Genomic DNA, 18,865 nt, shown 5'->3' with positions numbered 1-18,865 from the left:
GAGCGAGTTGTTCCCCTCCCGGATCCGCGCCCGCGCGGTCGGATTCACCTACTCGCTGAGCCGGATCAGCGCGGTGTTTGCGAGCTTCATCATCGCCTTCTTCCTGCAGAATGCGGGCACCAAGGGCGTGTTCGGCCTGATCGCGGTGGCGATGACGATCGTGGTGATCTCGATCGGTGGCTGGGGACCGCGCACGCTCGACCTTGAGCTTGAAGAGATCTCGCGGTAACAGCGATGGGGGCGCGGAGCCGTTGGTGCTCCGCGCCTCCCTCGCGACACCGAAAGTGCGACCCGCATGATTGCCCAGAAAGACCCGTGCATTCGCGTGCTGGTGCCGGCCGGCGTACTGGGATGGGGCGTCAGCGCCCGTGAGATCGAGGCGGGGCTCGCGCTTTCGCCGCATGCCATCGCGATTGACGCCGGCTCCACCGACAGCGGCCCGGCGTACCTTGCGACCGGTCGGTCGAAATACGGACGGGGATCGGTCAAGCGCGACCTGTCGCTGTTGATGGACGCGCGCCGCCGCGCCGGCATTCCCCTGCTGATCGGCTCCTGCGGCACGTCGGGCTGCGACATGGCGGTCGATGAGACGCTCGAGATCGCGATGGAGGTGGCGCGCGAGCAGGGCGACAGCCCGCGGATCGCGGTGATCTATTCCGAACAGAGCGCGGCCGATCTCAAGGTCCGCAACGCCGGCGGCAAGGTGACGCCGCTGCCGCCGGCCGGACCGCTGAGCGACCGGAGTCTCGACGCCTGCTCCCACATTGTCGCGCTGCTGGGCCCGGAGCCTTACATGGCCGCGATTTCAGCCGGCGCCGACATCGTGCTCGGTGGCCGCACCACGGACACCGCGGTGCTGGCTGCCTTCCCGCTGATGCACGGTGTCGACACGGCTGCCGCCTGGCATGCGGCCAAGATCGCCGAGTGCGGCGGCCTCTGCACCATCAACCCCACCAATCCCGGCGTGATGATGAGCATCGACCGCCACGGCTTCACCATCGAGCCGCTGTCGCCGGAAAATCGCTGCACGCCGGAAACCGTCTCCGCGCACATGCTCTACGAGAACAGCGATCCGTTCCGGCTGGCGGAGCCCGGCGGCGTGCTCGACGTCACCTGTGCCGAGTATAGCGCCCTCGACGAGCGGCGCGTCCGCGTCACCGGCTCGCGCTGGGAGCCGAAATCCTACACCATGAAACTGGAAGGCGCCGGCGGCGGACCGTTCCAGACCTTCATGCTGGTGGGCATCGAGGATCCGGACGTGCTGGAAGATGTGGACTCCTTCGTCGCGCGCATGCAAGCCGGCCTGCGCGCGCGCATGGCCCGCACCATGGGGCCTGAGGCTGCCGCAATCGACATCTCGCTGCGCCCCTATGGCTGGAACGCGGTGTCGGGGCGTCCCGCAAGCGGCAATGCCGCCCCGCCGCGCGAGATCGGGCTGATGTTCGTGGCCACGGCGCCGACGCAGGCGATGGCGACCGAAGCAGCCCGTGTGTGCAATCCGCTGTTCTTCCACTTTCCGGTGCGCGAGGGCACGGAAATACCGAGCTACGCCTTCCCGTTTTCGCCGGCCGAAGTCGAACGCGGCCAGGTCTTCGAGTTTCATCTCAACCACGTGGTCCACACCGCCTCGCCCTTCGAGCTGGCGCGCACCCGCTGGGTCGATTTGTCGGTGGCGCCGAGAGAGGCCGCAAGTGCCCAGGCTCGCTGACTTCTGCCGGTATGTCCGCTCCAAGAACGCCGGCCCGTTCTGGGTGACGGTCGATCTGTTCTTCGACGGCGCTGAAAGCTATGCGAAATACCACGACGACCCTGCGATCTCCGCAGACGCCGTTGCCGCCATCTACGGCGTCGATGCCGCGCTCGTCCGCCGCTTCGCAGTAAAATCCCTGAGCATGGTGAAAATCTCCTACCCGCGCGCCACGCCGCAGGGCGGCGTGCATGAGCGCGACATGCACAGCGGCCAGCAATTCGTGCCGCTGCTGGAATTGCAGCTTCGCTGAGTTCACACGTCGGGGACGAGGGCCGCGCAGACAAATCTGCGCGGCCCTGCGTCACCGGGTCTGTAACTGTCGTCGGTTCGGGGTGTTATTTGTCGCCGTCGGTCACCCGTCCAGCGTGATGGGCGCGGCCGCGCAGATGCGGGGATTTCGGCTGATAGGCGAGGGCGTTTTTGTTGTCGCTGAGGAACGGATCGCGGGCGCAGTCGCCGCCGATACCGGACCTCATCGCCAGGCATTGCTCCATGGTGTCGAAGCCGCAGCTCCTCATATGGGCGCTGGGATCCGTGCGGCAATACTCGCCGGCTTTTGCGCTGGGCATGTTGATCGCGCCGAAAGCAATCGCTGCGACCAGGCCTGCCGTGCTCGCGCTCGCCAATACTAAAAGTTTCTTCATCTTGTTCTCTGTTCTCGCTAGTTTGTTCTAGCCCCACGCGCATATGGAACTTCAGAGAACGATGCGCTACAGCCTTCAATCAATCTTGAAGTATGACAATCATATGAAGATGGTCGATCCCGTCGAAGCCCGTGCCATTCGAAGCGCGAGCGTCGTCGGAAATATCACGAGCTCGAAACTTCCGGCGATCACGTCCCGGCGTAACGGCTGCTCCGCCTGAAGCGATAGACGAGGTACGAGATCCCCCAGCTTGCGACGAACAGCGCAACGATCGCGTAGCCGAGCGCGCCGAAATTGTCGTTCAGGCCGGAGACCGCATTCCAGAAAACGCCTCGCAGGTGAAATTGATCCGCGATCAGACCGAGCGTCTCGATGCCGCCGACCAATAGCGCCACCAGCACCGATACCGACGTGATGGTCAGGTTGTAGAACAGCTTGCGCAGCGGATTGCGATAGGCCCAGCCATAGGCGCCGAGCATCAGCACGCCGTCCGACGTGTCGACCAGCGTCATGCCGGCCGCGAACAAGGCGGGGAAAATCAGCAGCGACCAACTGGAGACCGCATTGGAAGCCTGGGCCGAGAGGCCGAACAGGCTGATCTCGCTCGCGGTCTCGAAACCGAGCGCGAACAACAGGCCGATCGGATAGAGATGCCAGCTCTGTGAAACGAACCGGAACAGCGGCCGGAACAGCCGCGCCAGCCAGCCGCGCTGCTGCAACAGCGCATCGATGTCCTCTTCGGTCACGATCTGGCCGCGCTCGACCAGCCGAAAAGTCCGATAGACGCCGCGCAGCACGATGATATTGGCGATGGCGATCAGCAACAGAAACAGCGCCGACGCCGAGGTCCCGATGATGCCGCCGATCTCGCGGTAGCCGGCAAGCTGATCGCTCACCGCGTTCGCGGTCAGCGCAACGGCAAGTGAAGCGACCACGACGACCGTCGAATGTCCCAATGCAAAGAAGAAGCCGACCGCGACCGGCCGTTTGCCCTCCTGCATCAGCTTCCGCGTCACGTTGTCGATGGCTGCAATGTGATCCGCGTCGATGGCGTGACGCAGCCCCAGGCTATAGGCCAGCACCGCGGTTCCAATCAGGACCGGCTGATGGGCGAATGCAATGAAGGCCCAGATCCAGGCCGCGAGATTGGCTGAGATGAGAAAGCCGTAGATTCCGACGATGCGGGCGCGAAAGCCGAGCCGTTCGGGCCTGGTGCCATTGGCCGGGACAATCGATTTCGCAAGCGCAGCCATGGCGGGCCCCTCCATCCGCAAGACATCCGATGTCACCGCAGCGAAAGAACCGCCCCATGCGCGCGCACCGCGCGCCGGAAGGATGACGTGTTCAGGGCGGTCTCCTGGCTCGCGGGTCGTAACCCTTCTCCGCCTTCCCGGGCTTGGTCTGAACAAGCCCAGTGGCATTTCGAAGAAGGACTCACCGCCTACAGTTGCGGGCGCAGCTTTGGACTTGGCTCGCGGCGAACGACTGGCGAACCGTACCAAATTCCCTTTGCCGGCCGACGTGACCGGCACTCCCAAACGTCGACAACTGAAGCAATCTGACACTTCCTGTCAAGGCTTGGCAAGGTGTCGTTCCCGCGCCATCACCTGGTTCGGCCGGTGATCAAGTTCGGGAGCGCGGAACGGGGATCACGGCAGCGCGATCACGATCGGAAAAGGGGCTTGCTCCCGCCTAATTCAGGTCTAGTCTGCCGCCGTCCACCCAAGGGGCTCAACCGGGGGACGCGAACCAGGGAGAAGAAGTCGTGAGCAGCCAACTGACCGAGGCAGAACTAGCCGCGCTGATGCCGTCCGAATTGTGTGCGTATCAGACGCCGATTCCGACCCAGATCGTGGCAAGCGATGAATTTTATCCCGACCCGCAGAACGAGCGGCAGCGCGAGGTCGAGGCGCGGCTGCTGGCGATGGCCGACGACCTCGGGGCCAAGCAGGGTCTGGACCGCCGCCGGTTTTTCCAGACCGCCGCCGGCATGGCCGCCTCCTTCGTTGCGATGAACGAAGTCTATGGCGCGCTGTTCGATGCGACGCCTGCGGAGGCCGCGACGCCGGCGATGGCGGACGAGCGCGCCGGCGCGCTGAAAGACCAGTTCATCATGGACATGCACACGCATTTCCTGCGCGACGACACCCGCATCATGACCTTTGTCGAGATGCGCAAGGCGGTCGGCAAGGCCGGCTGGAACAAGGAATTGGCCGATCACGAGCAGACCATCGAGGATCTGAAGTTCAATAATTACAAGAAGGAGATGTTCCTCGACAGCGACACCAAGATATCGCTGATCTCGTCGGCGCCCTCCGACATCGAACAGGACTGGTTCCTGACCAATCAGCAGATGGCGGACGCGCGCAAGAAGGTCAACGACGAGGCCGGCTCGCGCCGGATGTTCTGCCATGCCATCTTCACGCCGGGCCAGCCCGGCTGGCTCGAGAAGCTCGACGCCGCGCTCGAACTCAAACCGGAATCCTGCAAGGGCTACACCATCGGCGACAACACCCACAAGGATATCAGCCATTATCCCTGGCGGATGGACGACGAGAAGGTCGCCTACAAGGGCTACGAGAAGATGGTGAAGGCCGGCATCAAGAATGTCTGCATCCACAAGGGGCTGTTTCCGCCCGGCGTCGAGAAGTCGTTCCCCAATCTGCGCGGGTTTGCCGATGTCTCCGACGTCGGCCAGGCGGCCAAGGACTGGCCGCAGCTCAACTTCGTCATCTATCACTCCGCCTACCGCCATGTCGGCGGCGATCCCAAGGTGGCGCTGGCCGAGTTCGAGCGCACCGGGCGGATTTCATGGACCAGCGATCTCGCCGACATCCCCGCGCAGTACGGCGTCAACAACGTCTACGGCGACGTCGGGCAGTTGTTCGCGACCACGCTGGTCGCCGAACCCAACGTCTGCGCCGCGCTGATGGGCACGCTGATCAAGGGCCTCGGTTCCGATCACGTCTGCTGGGGCACCGACGCGCTGTGGACCGGCGCGCCGCAATGGCAGATCGAAGGCCTGCGCCGGCTTGAAATCCCCGAAGCCATGCAGAAGAAATTCGGCTACGCGCCGCTCGGGGCCGCCGACGGTCCGGTCAAGACCGCGATCTTCGGCGACAACAACGCGCGGCTTTACAACATCCAGCCCAAGCGCGCGATGCTGGACATCAAGGGCGACCGCTTTGCCTTGATGAAGGCGCAATACGAAAAGGCCGGCCCCGAGCCCTCCAACACCCGCTATGGCTATGTGGTGCCGAACGGACCGATCGATCATTCCGTGTTTGCGTGACCATCCTTACTCCCTCTCCCCGCTCTTCGCGGGGAGAGGGCATAGGCGGCTCATTGAACGACCAATCGAGAGCCGACTGATTCGAGAAGAAGTTCGTAGGCGCGGTCGACGATGTCGTCCAAGGATATCGTCTTCGCGAACATGGCCCTTGCTTCAGCCAGGAACTGGTCACGAGTCGGCATCTTGGGCAGACGCAGATTCCGCAGCACCTCGGCTCGATGCTGCAATCGGCAAAGCGAGTCTCGTAGCGCGGATAGTTCGGACGCCTGGACTGACGATCGGACAGCAAGTGCGATTTGTTCGGGGTTGAAACGTCCGGCGAGCTGCTCAGCCGCCCGCCCGATCACTCGTGATCCCAGCCGCTGCTTATTACGTAGCACCTGCTCGGGTGGCGTCTTTAAATCCCAAACAATTCCGAGCCAGCAAAGAACCTTCAGAATATAATAGGTCAAATCGAGTTCCCACCATCGGAAGCCCTGTTGAGCGCTGCTTTGGTAGGCGTGATGATTGTTATGCCAACCCTCACCCATCGTAAACAGAGCCAGTAGCCAATTGTTGCGGGATTCATCTCCCGTGACATACCGCTTGCGTCCGTGAACATGCGCAAGCGAATTGATGCAAAACGTTGCGTGGTACAGAAGCACGGTGCTCCAGAGGAAACCGACCACGAGCCCGGTCCACCCGGCAATAAAAACGCAAAGAGCTGCGATCAAGATCGCGGGCAAAACCTCCAATTTGTGTAGCCACATCAGCTCGGGAAACGACGCAAAATCGGCAACTTTCTGCAAGTCGGTTGCGTCGTGCTGTCGAGCGAAAATCCAGCCGACATGACTGTACACGAAGCCCTTGTGCCGCGGTGAATGCACATCTCGCCTGGTATCCGAATGCAAATGGTGATGCCGATGTTTCGCAGCCCACCAGAGGACGCTTTTTTGAGCGCTGCTTTGGGCGAGGAAGGCAAGGATGAATTGAAATACCCGGCTTGTCGCGTAGGCCCGGTGTGAGAAGTACCGATGATACCCGGCCCCGATCGCGAACATGCGCGACCAATACAGGACCACGCAGATTGCAATCGCTTGCCATGTAACGCCCGAGCAGATCGCCGCGGCGCACCCTGCGTGGATCAATAGAAATGGAACAAGCTGCGGGCGCATGATGTCGTCGTGTTCCTGAACGACATCGATATTTGTAGACACGCGAAAAACCCTTCTGTCGTTTCAGCATAAGCGTGCCAACGGCATTTTGCGGCTTGGTCCCGCAAATAGATCGAATTCGGAGACATCGGACCGATTCCGGTCAGCTCATCGTAGGGCAGAGACTGGAATGGACGGCGGTCAAAATTGCTCACCTGGCGGCATTATCTCGGCTTGAGTGAACTGGTCTATCGGCTAGCCAGGATGATGCCGTTGATGTCCCGACGGCCCGAAGATCGTCTCAACTTCCGAATATGGTTCCTGCGTCATCCACCGGGCAGACACGCACCGAAACACCTCGCATCCTCGCTCTCGGTGCGGCGCGGCGGTGAACAGCGGGGATAATGACGGCGGCGCGGTGGCCCAATCTTCAATTTCCAGGATCAGCCCCTCATGATCGGTTGCTCAAAACAAGCCGGAGCACATATGCACATTCGTCCCCGGAATTTAGCTGACCGGATGTCTGACAATCGGCGGACCAGGATATTCACGCTGCCGGTTGATGCGGCGCGTCTGAAAGCTCGCGAAATCCTCGATAAGTGTCCGCAGGCCGGATACCTGTCGGTCGTCGAGAATTGGCGGCAGCTTCCGGACGGCCAGATCGAATTCACGATGCGAAACCTGCCGACGACTGACTAGAGCATGATCCGGAAAAGTGGGCACCGGTTTTCCGAAAAGATCATGCTCAATCAAAAAGTCAGAGCGGGATGACGATTCGAAGAAAAGTCATCCCGCTCTGGAGCTTTTCTCGTTTCGATGGAATCGAAACGGGGCTCTGGATTCTTGTTTTGACGCGTTTTCTTCACACGAACGGTGTCCACTTCGCTCGAAAACGCTCTAAGCAGGGAAAGATCGCTATAGGCCAAGCATCCTGGCCGCCCTCGCTACTACGATTGCTGCGGCGCATTGCCTGACCTGATGTGACGGACATTCTCCTTGCTTTCGATCGCCACCGCGCGCGCGATGTATTCGGCTGCCAATTTTCGAAGCTCAACTTGCGTTTCAGCGTTGCCGATCTTTTTGGCGTGCCGCCGACAAATGTCGGCTTGGTCTCGCAAATAGATGGAACGTGGGGACATGGGGCGACCTGGTTAAGGTCAGGCTATGGCAAGGAGCTGATTTGAGTCTGATCAAAACAGCTCAACAACGGACGAGCCGGTCATGCCATGCTTGATGCGCCACGGGACCAGCCTGTCAAACCATGGTATGGAAGGAAGCGAAGTGAGGGCAGGATTTTATGGATCGATTTTGGAAGAAGTGGACTGTCGATAGGCCAGCAGCCTTCGGTGATTGGCTCTGGGATGCTTTGGTCGTCCAGCTCGCTGCCCGTTTAGACCGGCTGACCCTGCGGGATGTCATTGCGTTCATCCCCGTCCTGATACTGATATTTGCTTACCTGCACAGGATACCCATTCCCCCCGAACTGATGCTGCTCGGTGATTTAATGGCCTACATTGACGTGTTCGCAATGATCTTCCTTCTTGGCATGATCGGTCGCGCAGGAATGGTACTGTACGTCATGAAGCGGATCGTGGCGCGGTCATCCCGATGTGCGGGCACAGTTCTGATCGCGCTGCGCCGGTTCGATTTTCGTCATCGACGCGCACCTGACAAGCCCCGAAGGGGCGCAGGCGACCGAACGAAAAGCGATGACGACGGATGTATCCCGATTGGTCGTTTGGCATGGGCCTGACGGTCATCGCTGCTCAATCCGCCAGCGCAAAAGCCTTGCACCAGCCGTCCTTGCTGACCTCGCCTTCGACCACCTTGCAGGAATTCGGCGGCTCGAACAGCGAGCACATCGCGCAGCTGTAGAGGCCGTTCGGCATGTCCTGATATTGCGCCTGCTGCGGCGTCATCTTGTCCGAGGCGTCCGACTTCGCAACCCGCATCAAGACTGCCGCGGAAACTCCGCCGGCGGCAACGCGCATCACGCTGCGCCGTGACCTGTCCAGGTGTTTTCCGACCATCGCGTTCCTCGCCGGTTGCCGTCGGGCCCGGATTGCCCGGTCGGGCAAATCACTTCGTCTGCCGCCGCCGGCCGTGTCAAGCCCCGTTTGCAAAAATATTCTGGTTGTCAGAATATTCTGATTATCCTATATTGCTTTCCGTCCCGCCCCACCAAAGGGGCGTTGCGCAACGTCAACAACGCGGGGCGGGATGCGGTGGACGCCGAGGGTGCTCTTGACGAAGGCATCTGAGGCGGACGGAAAAGACGCGTGGTCCTGGCACCTCGACGCTGGTGTCAAGTTCTTGAGAAGCAAGCTTCTCAGGGGTGACGGTGGCCAAAGAGCCCGAGCACCGGGGAGAGCGCGCCCATAATCCGTAAACCATTGCGTGGGGAATGCCGGGTGATTCCGGTGTGACCTGACAACGCGTGTGCGCTCTACCACTACTCATTGCACACGCGGCTATCGGGCGCATCGGCCGCCCGGCATTCCCTGCGCCCTTTGTTTGAGAGGGCGGAAATAAAGGAATACCTCGCGCAAAAAACCATGCGGCGAGATCGCGGAATCATGTTTCAACGTCATTGCGAGCCAACGGGTCGCGCGAATGCGCGCCCCGTTGGCTCGCAATGACGGCATCGGCCATTCGAAATCGTCCGCGTTCGTCATCGCCCGGCGCAACGAGCCGCCACTGCCTTGCGCACAATTGGATCGCTAAGGCGACGACTCGACATCGGGCGCATGCGGACTCATATCGGTCGGCGGCGCAGTTTGATCGAGTTTCGATTTCAGATCAGCAGCCCTTTCGACCAGGGTCGCTGCCAGCTTCGGATCATGGGTCAGCTTCGCGAATTCAAGAAGCATCACCGCCTGGCGTTTCACATACTGCCTACCGACCGCCATTGTTCTTCCCCGTTGTGTTCCGGCGCCGGTATCACGCGCAGCGCGGAAATTCGTTCCGGCGCTTAAGTACAAAAGTGAACCTATGGCCCGGGGGCAACACCGCGCGCCATGGCTGACCGGGTGGCCGGAACCTTCATTTTCGCCAATGTGGCATTTCCCCTCGACCCCAAAACGCATTATGGTGCGGCCCGGCTTTGTCATCGATAAATGTCGAATATCTATCAATATCAAAGACTTGCTGAAAAGACCGGCCTTTGGAGGGCGGTTTGACGCGGTATATTTCGACCCGGGGGGAGGCCCCCGCCTTGGGCTTCTGCGACGTGATGCTGACGGGGCTCGCCCGCGACGGCGGTCTCTACGTGCCCGAAACCTGGCCGCGGCTTTCGCCCGAGGTCATCGCCGCGTTCTTCGGCCGGCCCTATTGGGAAGTCGCGGTCGACGTGATCCGCCCGTTCGTCGGCGGCGAGATATCGGATGCCGATCTCGGCCGCATGGCGAACGAGGCCTATGCCACCTTCCGCCATCCCGCCGTGGTTCCGCTCGACCAAATCGGCCCCAACCAGTTCCTGCTGGAATTGTTTCATGGGCCGACATTGGCGTTCAAGGACGTGGCGATGCAGCTGATCTCGCGGCTGATGGATCACGTGCTGGAGAAGCGCGCGCAGCGCACCACCATCGTGGTCGCAACCTCGGGCGATACCGGCGGCGCCGCGGTCGATGCCTTCGCGGGGCTCAACAATGTCGACCTGATCGTGCTGTTCCCGCACGGCCGCATCTCCGAGGTGCAGCGGCGGATGATGACGACGTCGGGTGCTTCCAACGTCCACGCGCTCGCCGTCGAAGGCACTTTTGATGATTGCCAGGCGATCGTGAAGGGGCTGTTTAATCATCACGGTTTTCGCGATGCGGTATCGCTGTCGGGCGTCAATTCGATCAACTGGGCGCGGATCGTGGCGCAGGTGGTGTATTATTTCACCGCCGCGGTCGCGCTCGGCTCGCCCTCGCGGATGGTCGACTTCACCGTGCCGACCGGGAATTTCGGCGACATTTTTGCAGGCCTCGTGGCCAAGCGGATGGGACTGCCGGTGCGTTGGTTGCGGATCGCGGCCAATGTCAACGACATCCTGCCGCGCACGCTGAAAACCGGCATCTATGAAGTGCGCGAGGTTCATTCCACCGCCTCGCCGTCGATGGATATCCAGGTCTCCTCGAATTTCGAGCGGCTGCTGTTCGAGGCAAGTGGCCGCGATGCGGCCGAAGTCCGTCGCCTGATGGCATCGCTGAAACAGTCAGGGCGTTTCGTGCTGCCGGATGCGACGCTTGCCGCGATCCGGGAAGAGTTCGACGCCGGGCGCGCCGACGAGACCGAAACCGCAGCCGCAATCCGCGCCGCCTGGCGCGAGGCCGGCGATCTCGTCGATCCGCATACAGCCGTGGCGCTGGCGGTCGCCGATCGCGACACGGCGGATTCGAAGATCCCCAACATCGTGCTGTCGACGGCGCATGCCGCGAAATTCCCCGATGCGGTGGAGGCGGCCTGCGGCGTGCGGCCGGAACTGCCGGCCTGGCTCGAGGGGCTGATGACAAAGCCGGAGCACATCAAGATCATGAACAACGATCAGCTAGAAGTCGAACGGTTCGTGCGCTCGGTCAGCCGCGCCGCGAAGCAGGGAGTCGCCGGATGAGCGTCAATGTCACGAAACTTCCCACTGGGCTAACGGTCATCACCGACACCATGCCGCATCTGGAAACCGCGGCGCTCGGGGTGTGGGCCGGCGTCGGCGGCCGCGACGAAAAGCCGAACGAGCATGGCATCTCGCATTTGCTCGAACACATGGCATTCAAGGGCACCACGCGGCGCTCGTCGCGGGAGATCGTCGAGGAGATCGAGGCGGTCGGCGGCGACCTCAACGCCGGCACCTCGACCGAAACGACCGCCTATTATGCGCGGGTGATGAAGGCCGACGTGCCGCTGGCGCTCGACGTGCTGTCCGACATCCTCGCCAATCCTTCCTTCGTGCCGGACGAACTGGAGCGCGAAAAAAGCGTCATCGTGCAGGAGATCGGCGCCGCGCAGGATACCCCCGACGACGTGGTGTTCGAGCATCTCAACGAATTGTGTTACCCGGACCAGCCGATGGGGCGCTCGCTGCTGGGCACCGCGAAGACGCTGAAGGCGTTCAACCGCGACACCTTGCGCGGCTATCTCTCGACGCATTATCGCGGGCCCGACATGGTGGTGGCGGCCGCCGGCGCGGTCGATCACAAGCGGGTGGTCGAGGAAGTCGAGCAAAAATTTTCCAGTTTTGACGGCGCGCCGGCGCCAAAGCCGCAACCGGCGATGTTCGGCAAGGGCGGCTCGAAGGTGGTGCACCGCGAACTCGAGCAGGCGCATCTGACGCTCGCGCTGGAGGGCGTGCCGCAGAGCGACCTGTCGCTGTATTCGCTGCAGGTCTTCACCAATACGCTGGGCGGCGGGATGTCGTCGCGGCTGTTCCAGGAAGTGCGTGAGAAGCGCGGGCTGTGCTACTCGATCTACACCTTCCATGCGCCCTATACCGACACCGGGTTTTTCGGGCTCTATACCGGCACCGACCCCGGCGACGCGCCCGAGATGATGGAGGTGGTCGTCGACGTCATCAACGACGCGGTCGAAACGCTGACCGAAGCCGAGATCGCGCGCGCCAAGGCGCAGATGAAGGCGGGGCTGTTGATGGCGCTGGAAAGCTGCTCGTCGCGCGCCGAGCAGCTGGCGCGTCACGTGTTGGCCTACGGGCGCCCGCTGACGGTGGAAGAGCTGGTGGCGAGGATCGACGCCGTCAGCGTGGAATCGACGCGGAACGCCGCGCGCGGCCTGTTGTCGCGCAGCCGGCCCGCGGTGGTGGCGCTGGGCAGCGGAAGAGGTCTGGACACGGCGGTGTCTTTTGCGGAAGGATTGACCAGGTCGAAGGCGAAGTCGCTGCTGCATTGAAGGAAGCAAGCGCAGCAAGTAGTCTCCGGCGATCGGGGAGGTTCACACATGGCCCTGTTTCGGCTTCCATCCAGCGGACCGGCCGCGCTCGCCCCGCGCGGCCATGGCCTGTTGCTGCGCGCCCCGCAGATGTCGGATTTCCTGCAATGGGCGCATTTGCGCGAATACAGCCGGGAATATCTGACGCCGTGGGAGCCGATCTGGCCGTCCGACGACCTGACCCGCTCGGGCTTCCGCCGAAGGCTGCGGCGCTATGCCGAGGATATCGCTGCCGACCGCTCCTATCCCTTCATCATCTTGCGGGAAATCGATGGCGCCATGATCGGCGGCATTACGCTCGCCAATGTGCGGCGCGGCATCGTGCAGGCCGGCACCATCGGCTACTGGGTCGGCGAGCCCCATGCCCATCGCGGCTACATGACGTCGGCGCTGCGGGTGCTGCTGCCGTCCCTGTTCGGCGAACTCAACCTGCACCGCATCGAGGCCGCCTGCATTCCCTCCAACGCGCCGTCGATCCGGGTGCTGGAAAAATGCGGTTTTACCCGCGAGGGGCTGGCGCGGCGCTATCTCTGCATCAACGGGGTCTGGCAGGACCATCTGCTGTTCGGCCTGCTGCACGAGGATTTTCGCGGTTAACCCTCGATTTCGAGACTGTGACAGCCGCCTTGGGTTCGCCGTCATTGCGCTGTTATAACCCGCCGCACGCCGCTAGAAGTGCGCCAAGGCGTTGATATTCTTTTTGATATTCCTGGGGACATCCGGATGGTGCGGACTGGGCTGATGATGCGGGCGGCAGGCGCCGGCGAAGCGGGCCGTCTGCGCGTAGCCCTTGCGCTTGTCGTCGCGGGCGCGGTGCTGTCCAGCTGCGGCGGAGGCAGCATGTTCGGTAGCTCCCCGGATGCCGGTACCGATCCCAATTCCAGTCCCTCGATCAGCTCCAGATTCAGTCAATTGTTCGGCGGCTCGAAATCGCAAGCGGTCGGCGAGGCCTCGCCAAAAGGAGTGGACAGCGAACTGGTCTGTCCCCCCGTGAGCATCCGCGCCGGCGCCTCGACCTATGCGGTAGGAGCGCCCGGCAAGGAGGCGGTCGGCAACGACATGCGCTTCCAGGCCTCGATCACCCGCACCGCGCGCGACTGCCGGCAGACCGGCGACCAGATCACCGCACGGGTCGGCATTCTCGGCCGGGTCATTGTCGGCCCGTCGGGTGCGCCGCCATCGATCGAAATCCCGCTCCGCGTCGCGGTGGTGCAGGGCGGCGTGCAGGAAAAGACCATCATGACCAAGGTCTACCGCACCACGGTGACGATGAATGACCAGGGCAGCGTGCCGTTCAGCCTGGTGGCGGAAGACCTGGTGTTTCCGGTGCCGCCGACGAACGTGATCGACAGCTACATCTTCTATATCGGCTTCGACCCGCAGGCGCTGACGCCGGAGCCGAAACCGAAGGCCGCGAGGAAGAAGAAGTAGGCGGCAGCGGAGGGCCCGGCGGGCGCGATCAGTTCAGCTTTTCGCGAACCTCGGTGATGCCCTTGGCGAGCAGATTATCGGCGACCTCGCCCTTGACCGATTGCGACAGGATGGTGGAGGCGGCCGCGATCGCGGCATCGGCCGCGGCGGCCCGGACGTCGGTCAGCGCCTGGGCTTCGGCCAGCGCGATCTTGCCCTCGGCGGTCTTGGTGCGGCGGGCGACGAAATCTTCCAATTTGGTCTTGGCCTCGGCGGCGATGCGCTCGGCCTCGGCCTTGGCCGCGGCAATGATCGCCTCGGCCTCGCGTTCGGCGCTGGCGTGACGGGCCTTGTAATCGGCCAGCACCTTGGCGGCCTCCTCCTTGAGCTGGCGCGCCTGGTCGAGTTCGGCCTTGATGCGCTCGCTGCGATGATCGAGCGTCTTCAGCACCGTGCGGGGAACGCCGACATAGACGAAGACGCCCATCAGGATGACGAAGGCGACGGCGACCCAGAATTCCGGTTCGGCGAACATCTCGAACATCGGTATTATCCCTTCAAGGACGCATCGACGGCGCTGTCGACGGACTTGCCGTCGGCCAAGACGCCGCTGAGCCGCTGCACGATCGCGGCAGCCGCGTCCGCGGCGATACCGCGGACATTGCTCATCGCAGCCTCGCGTGTCGCCGCGATGGTCTTCTCGGCCTCCGCGAGCTTCTGCGTCAGCCGTTGTTCCAGCGTCTTGCGTTCGGCCTCGGCGGCCGCATTCAGCTTTTCGCGGGTCTCGGCGCCGATCGCTTGTGCCCGGGAACGCGCGGCGGCGAGCTCGCTCTCGTAGGATTTGAGCGCGGCGTCGGAGGCGTCCTTCAGCTTCTGCGACTCGGCCAGATCGTTCTCGATCGCCTTCTGCCGGGCGTCGAGCACGCCGCCGACGCGCGGCAGCGCGATTTTCGAGACGATCAGATAGAGCGCCACGAACGCGATCAGAAGCGACACCAGTTGCGAGGCAAAGGTGTCCTTCTGGAACGGCGGGAAGGGGGCCTTGTGGCCGCCCTCTGCCTCGGTGTGGGCGGTCGTGCCCTTGGCATCGCCATGACTGTCAGCCACGGGCTACTCCTGTTCGGCGGCTATTTTGCAGGTCTCAGAGCGCGAACAGCAGCAGCAGCGCGATCAGCAGCGAGAAGATGCCGAGCGCTTCGGTCACGGCAAAGCCGAAGATCAGGTTGCCGAACTGGCCCTGCGCTGCGGACGGATTGCGCACCGCGGCGGCGAGATAGTTGCCGAAGATGATGCCCACGCCGGCGCCGGCGCCACCCATGCCAATGCAGGCAATACCAGCGCCAATGTATTTCGCGGCAATCGGATCCATGAAACGAACTCCTTGTTGAGGTTTGTTGAGACGAGCCGGATCAGTGGCCCGGATGGAGCGCATCATTGAGATAGATGCAGGTGAGAATGGCGAAGACGTAGGCCTGAAGGAACGCGACCAGCAACTCCAGCGCGGTCAGCGCGATGGTCAGCCCGAGCGGCAGCACCGCGCCGAACACTCCGAGGATGCCGAGCGTGCCGAGCATGACGACGAAGCTCGCGAACACCTTCAGCGCGATGTGACCCGCCAGCATGTTGGCGAACAGTCGCACCGAATGCGAAATCGGCTTCAGCAGGAACGATATGACCTCGATCGGCACGACGATCGGCATGATGAAGACCGGAACGCCCGACGGCACGAACAGCTTGAAGAATTTCAGGCCGTTTTTGTAGAGGCCGTAAAACAGCACGAGGAAGAACACGAACAGCGCCATCGCCGCGGTGACGATGAGCTGGCTCGAAACCGTGAAGGCGTAGGGAATGATCCCGATCACGTTCGAGACGCAGATGAACATGAAGATCGAGAACACCAGCGGGAAAAATCTCATGCCTTCCGAGCCGGCGGTGCTCCTGATCATGCTCGCGACGAATTCGTAGCTGAGTTCGGCCACCGATTGAATACGGCCCGGAACAAGTTGCCGTCCGGCGGAACCGCCGATCATCAAGAGCGAGATCACCGCCACCGCGAGAAACATGTAGGCCGACGAACTGGTGAACGCGATTTCCTGTCCGCCGATGTGACCGATGGTGAAGATCTTGTGGATCTGGAACTGATGGATCGGATCGGCGGTCATTCGTCTCTCGGTCTATCGGTTTCGCGATTCCCACTCGGATCGCGTCGAACGTTCGGTTGCGCTTCGAATGCCCGCGTCAGAGCCGTTCAGACTGCTTCGCCATCACACCCGCGGTCCGCATCACATTGATCACGCCGGCGACGAAGCCAAGCAGCAAGAATACGATGAGGCCCCAGGGCGAGATCGACAGCAAGCGGTCGATACCCCAGCCGAGAGCCGCTCCGCCGAGAACGCCGGCGACCAGTTCGGAAGAGAGGCGAAGCCCGACGGCCATGGCGGATGCCCTGGCCTGGGCGGTTTCCTGCTCGTTTCCGGACTGGTCAGTCCCGATCTTGCGGCTGTCCTCGATGGCGGACAACCGGCGATCCAGACTTCCGAGCCTTGCGGAAAGCGCAGCTTCGTCGGAGGATTGACCGCGACTTCCATTTCCGCCGTCTTTCGCGCCTTCAGCCATGCTGTGGAGACCCGAAACAAGCTTGCGTTGATGGAAATGACGCCCCGTCACCCTCAAAAGCCGCGCGGACCATACTGACCGCATCTGGCCAAGTCAAGATTGCGTCATAACCATATATCCCATTGATTTATTGAGGTTTATTCGGCCGAGCCGCGGATCGCGACGTGACCGTGACCGCAGTGCAGCAGCCAGATCCGACCATGAATCGATCTTGCACGGTACCGATGGCTCTGTTGGGATGACCGCAGCATCCAATCCCGCATCCGGAGCCCGCATGCCGCGTCAGGTCGATTACTATTTTTCGTTTCAATCGCCGTGGGCCTATATCGGGCACGCTTCGTTCTGGGATGTTGCGAAAACCCACAATCTCCAGGTCAATTTCAAGCCGGTGGTGCTGGTCGATCTGTTTTCGGAAACCGGCGGCCTGCCGCTGATGAAGCGACATCCGGTGCGGCAGCGCTACCGGATGGTCGAACTGCAGCGCTGGCGCGACAGACGCGGGCTGAAATTCCATCTGCAGCCGGCGAACTGGCCGTTCAACGCGCGGCTGGCCGACGGCGTGGTGATCGCGGCGATCGAAGCCCGTCTCGATCCCGAGCCGTTCGCGCGGCGGGCATTTGCAGCGGTGTGGGAAGACCAACTCAATCTGACCGAAGCCGCGACCCTGATCAAACTGGCCGACGAATCCGGGCTGCCGGGCAAGCAATTGGTCGAGCGTTCCGCGTCCGAGGAGATCGGCACGACCTATGAGCAAAACCGCCAGGATGCGCTGGCCGCCGACGTGTTCGGCTCGCCGGTCTATGTGCTCGACGGCGAGGTATTCTGGGGTCAGGACCGGATCGAATTGCTCGCGGACGCGTTGAAATCGGGCCGCGCGCCCTATCGTTCGCAGGTATAGAACAGGGAAGATTCTTTCTCGGGAGCATTCCCATGATCACGGCAACGTCGCCTTCGAAATTCGCAAGCTCCGTCACCGCTGCGACCTTGATGCTCTGTCTCGGTGGAATTGGCGGTGCAGTCGCGGAACAGATGCCGGATGCCGAGAACGGCCACTACACGCTGTCGCCGGTCGCGGACGGCGTGATCCGGCTCGATACCAGGACCGGCGCGGTATCGACCTGCAGCAATAACGGCAATGGCTGGGCCTGCTACAGCGTGCCCGACGAACGCGCCGCCTTCGATGCGGAAATCGGCCGGCTGCAGGCCGAGAATGAAAAACTGAAAGCGCAACTGGCGGCGCGCGAACCGACAGTGTCGGGCAAGATCGACGAGCCGTTGCCGAAATCGGACTCGCTGAAAAAGCCGGAGCCGAAGGCCGAGGGCGAGCGCAAGATCGAAATCCCGCTGCCGAGCGACCAGGACATGGATCGCATGATGTCGTTTCTGGAGCAGGCCTGGCGCCGGCTGGTCGATATGGCCAACCGGGTGCAGAAGGACGTCTCCGGCAAGATTTGAAGAGCTCCGTCGTTCCTGCGGAAGCAGGAACCCATAACCACCGCCGTTGGTTGTTTGTAATAGGTATCAACTCCAACTGCCTGAAATAGAGAAGCCGCGGAGTATGGGTCCCTGCGTTCGCAGGGACGACAGGGAGATGAGTTCATGGCCTCACCCAAATCGCTCTCCCGCTCACCGCCATCTGCCGTCACTGCCGCCACCATCGTGTCGTCGCTCTTGACCGTTCAAACCTCCGGCCGCGGCTTTACCGACCTCACGGCCGAAATCGCGAAATTTGCAGACGAGGCGCGCGCGAAACAGGGCGCGGTGACGGCCTTCATCCGCCACACCTCGGCGTCGCTGACGATCCAGGAGAATGCCGATCCCTCGGTGCTCGCCGATTTGGCGACGGCGCTCGATCGCCTGGCGCCGGAGAACGCCGGCTGGCGCCACGACAGCGAAGGCCCCGACGACATGCCGGCGCATGTCAAGACCATGCTGACCGCGACCTCGCTGCAGATCCCGGTGCTCGCGGGCGAACTCGCGCTCGGAACGTGGCAGGCGATCTATCTGATCGAGCATCGCGCGCGCCCGCACGCCAGAGAGATCGTGCTGCAATTTATCGGCACGACAGGCTGAAAGCAAAACCGGCCGCGGAGCGTTCCGC

23 protein-coding genes and 1 riboswitch are annotated in these 18,865 nt (G+C 62.4%); of the genes, 13 read left to right on the top strand and 10 right to left on the bottom strand.

Annotated features, from left to right (window positions below):
* The 3 genes from VK804_RS03840 to VK804_RS03830 all read left to right on the top strand — a co-directional run.
* Window positions 1–229 (top strand): MFS transporter (locus VK804_RS03840; protein WP_325368003.1); only part of this gene is annotated, 229 nt, incomplete at its 5' end.
* Window positions 230–295: 66 nt separating this feature from the next.
* Window positions 296–1,708 carry an acyclic terpene utilization AtuA family protein gene (locus VK804_RS03835; protein WP_325368000.1) on the top strand — a complete coding sequence of 471 codons (1,413 nt, stop codon included), beginning with the start codon at window positions 296–298 and terminating at the stop codon, window positions 1,706–1,708.
* Complete coding sequence (locus tag VK804_RS03830; protein ID WP_325367998.1) at window positions 1,692–2,000, top strand: DUF4387 domain-containing protein; 309 nt, start codon at window positions 1,692–1,694, stop codon at window positions 1,998–2,000. The genes VK804_RS03835 and VK804_RS03830 overlap by 17 nt, the downstream gene beginning before the upstream one ends.
* An 85-nt stretch (window positions 2,001–2,085) precedes the next feature.
* On the opposite strand, the gene VK804_RS03825 is transcribed toward VK804_RS03830, so the two are convergent.
* The gene (locus tag VK804_RS03825) at window positions 2,086–2,394 is read right to left on the bottom strand and encodes a DUF3551 domain-containing protein (protein ID WP_325367996.1); all 309 of its coding nucleotides are present in this window, start codon (window positions 2,392–2,394) and stop codon (window positions 2,086–2,088) included.
* A gap of 188 nt (window positions 2,395–2,582) precedes the next feature.
* A complete protein-coding gene (locus VK804_RS03820) occupies window positions 2,583–3,647 on the bottom strand; it encodes a HoxN/HupN/NixA family nickel/cobalt transporter (RefSeq protein ID WP_325367994.1) in 1,065 nt (354 codons plus the stop codon).
* A gap of 77 nt (window positions 3,648–3,724) precedes the next feature.
* A riboswitch (cobalamin riboswitch) is annotated at window positions 3,725–3,947 on the bottom strand.
* 212 nt (window positions 3,948–4,159) lie between these two features.
* On the opposite strand from VK804_RS03820, the gene VK804_RS03815 reads away from it, so the two are divergent.
* A complete protein-coding gene (locus tag VK804_RS03815; protein ID WP_325367992.1) occupies window positions 4,160–5,686 on the top strand; it encodes an amidohydrolase family protein in 1,527 nt (508 codons plus the stop codon).
* A gap of 50 nt (window positions 5,687–5,736) precedes the next feature.
* On the opposite strand, the gene VK804_RS03810 is transcribed toward VK804_RS03815, so the two are convergent.
* Window positions 5,737–6,840, bottom strand: a complete 1,104-nt coding sequence (locus tag VK804_RS03810) for an acyl-CoA desaturase (protein ID WP_325368014.1) — start codon at window positions 6,838–6,840, stop codon at window positions 5,737–5,739.
* Between the two features lie 465 nt (window positions 6,841–7,305).
* Here VK804_RS03810 and VK804_RS03805 point away from each other — a divergent pair, with 465 nt between their 5' ends.
* Complete coding sequence (locus VK804_RS03805; protein ID WP_325367990.1) at window positions 7,306–7,518, top strand: hypothetical protein; 213 nt, start codon at window positions 7,306–7,308, stop codon at window positions 7,516–7,518.
* Window positions 7,519–8,116: 598 nt separating this feature from the next.
* On the top strand, window positions 8,117–8,572 hold the full coding sequence (locus tag VK804_RS03800; RefSeq protein WP_325367988.1) for a hypothetical protein: 456 nt from the start codon (window positions 8,117–8,119) through the stop codon (window positions 8,570–8,572).
* Between the two features lie 13 nt (window positions 8,573–8,585).
* Here VK804_RS03800 and VK804_RS03795 read toward each other — a convergent pair whose 3' ends face one another.
* Together VK804_RS03795 and VK804_RS03790 are read right to left on the bottom strand one after the other, a co-directional pair.
* The gene (locus tag VK804_RS03795; protein ID WP_325367986.1) at window positions 8,586–8,849 is read right to left on the bottom strand and encodes a hypothetical protein; all 264 of its coding nucleotides are present in this window, start codon (window positions 8,847–8,849) and stop codon (window positions 8,586–8,588) included.
* A 690-nt stretch (window positions 8,850–9,539) separates the two neighbouring features.
* A complete protein-coding gene (locus VK804_RS03790) occupies window positions 9,540–9,728 on the bottom strand; it encodes a hypothetical protein (protein ID WP_325367984.1) in 189 nt (62 codons plus the stop codon).
* A gap of 266 nt (window positions 9,729–9,994) precedes the next feature.
* Between VK804_RS03790 and thrC the strand changes: the two genes are divergently transcribed.
* From thrC to VK804_RS03770, 4 genes are all read left to right on the top strand, one after another.
* On the top strand, window positions 9,995–11,413 hold the full coding sequence (thrC, locus tag VK804_RS03785; protein WP_325367982.1) for a threonine synthase: 1,419 nt from the start codon (window positions 9,995–9,997) through the stop codon (window positions 11,411–11,413).
* The gene (locus tag VK804_RS03780) at window positions 11,410–12,699 is read left to right on the top strand and encodes a pitrilysin family protein (protein ID WP_325367980.1); all 1,290 of its coding nucleotides are present in this window, start codon (window positions 11,410–11,412) and stop codon (window positions 12,697–12,699) included. The genes thrC and VK804_RS03780 overlap by 4 nt, the downstream gene beginning before the upstream one ends.
* 48 nt (window positions 12,700–12,747) lie before the next feature.
* A complete protein-coding gene (locus VK804_RS03775) occupies window positions 12,748–13,335 on the top strand; it encodes a GNAT family protein (protein WP_325367978.1) in 588 nt (195 codons plus the stop codon).
* A 126-nt stretch (window positions 13,336–13,461) separates the two neighbouring features.
* Window positions 13,462–14,169, top strand: coding sequence for a hypothetical protein (locus VK804_RS03770; protein WP_414642711.1), 708 nt, complete (start codon window positions 13,462–13,464; stop codon window positions 14,167–14,169).
* 28 nt (window positions 14,170–14,197) lie between these two features.
* On the opposite strand, the gene VK804_RS03765 is transcribed toward VK804_RS03770, so the two are convergent.
* From VK804_RS03765 to VK804_RS03745, 5 genes are all read right to left on the bottom strand, one after another.
* Window positions 14,198–14,683 (bottom strand): ATP F0F1 synthase subunit B, encoded by a 486-nt coding sequence (locus VK804_RS03765; RefSeq protein WP_325368009.1) that lies wholly within the window; start codon window positions 14,681–14,683, stop codon window positions 14,198–14,200.
* A gap of 14 nt (window positions 14,684–14,697) precedes the next feature.
* A complete protein-coding gene (locus VK804_RS03760; protein ID WP_325367976.1) occupies window positions 14,698–15,255 on the bottom strand; it encodes a F0F1 ATP synthase subunit B' in 558 nt (185 codons plus the stop codon).
* A gap of 34 nt (window positions 15,256–15,289) precedes the next feature.
* Window positions 15,290–15,517, bottom strand: a complete 228-nt coding sequence (locus tag VK804_RS03755; RefSeq protein WP_009796340.1) for a F0F1 ATP synthase subunit C — start codon at window positions 15,515–15,517, stop codon at window positions 15,290–15,292.
* A gap of 40 nt (window positions 15,518–15,557) precedes the next feature.
* Window positions 15,558–16,310 carry a F0F1 ATP synthase subunit A gene (locus tag VK804_RS03750; protein WP_325367973.1) on the bottom strand — a complete coding sequence of 251 codons (753 nt, stop codon included), beginning with the start codon at window positions 16,308–16,310 and terminating at the stop codon, window positions 15,558–15,560.
* 76 nt (window positions 16,311–16,386) lie between these two features.
* Window positions 16,387–16,764 carry an AtpZ/AtpI family protein gene (locus VK804_RS03745; protein ID WP_325367971.1) on the bottom strand — a complete coding sequence of 126 codons (378 nt, stop codon included), beginning with the start codon at window positions 16,762–16,764 and terminating at the stop codon, window positions 16,387–16,389.
* Window positions 16,765–17,038: 274 nt separating this feature from the next.
* Between VK804_RS03745 and VK804_RS03740 the strand changes: the two genes are divergently transcribed.
* The 3 genes from VK804_RS03740 to VK804_RS03730 all read left to right on the top strand — a co-directional run bounded on the left by VK804_RS03740 (window position 17,039) and on the right by VK804_RS03730 (window position 18,837).
* A complete protein-coding gene (locus tag VK804_RS03740; protein ID WP_325367969.1) occupies window positions 17,039–17,662 on the top strand; it encodes a 2-hydroxychromene-2-carboxylate isomerase in 624 nt (207 codons plus the stop codon).
* An 89-nt stretch (window positions 17,663–17,751) separates the two neighbouring features.
* A complete protein-coding gene (locus VK804_RS03735) occupies window positions 17,752–18,219 on the top strand; it encodes a hypothetical protein (RefSeq protein ID WP_325368007.1) in 468 nt (155 codons plus the stop codon).
* A 144-nt stretch (window positions 18,220–18,363) separates the two neighbouring features.
* Window positions 18,364–18,837: a secondary thiamine-phosphate synthase enzyme YjbQ gene (locus VK804_RS03730; protein WP_325367967.1), complete on the top strand. Its 474-nt coding sequence runs from the start codon at window positions 18,364–18,366 to the stop codon at window positions 18,835–18,837.
* Window positions 18,838–18,865 lie beyond the last annotated feature (28 nt).

Source organism: Bradyrhizobium sp. (assembly GCF_035484855.1).
GTDB lineage: Bacteria > Pseudomonadota > Alphaproteobacteria > Rhizobiales > Xanthobacteraceae > Bradyrhizobium.
The sequence above is the reverse complement of the archived record's forward strand: the minus strand, read 5'-3'. Positions and strand labels throughout refer to the sequence as shown.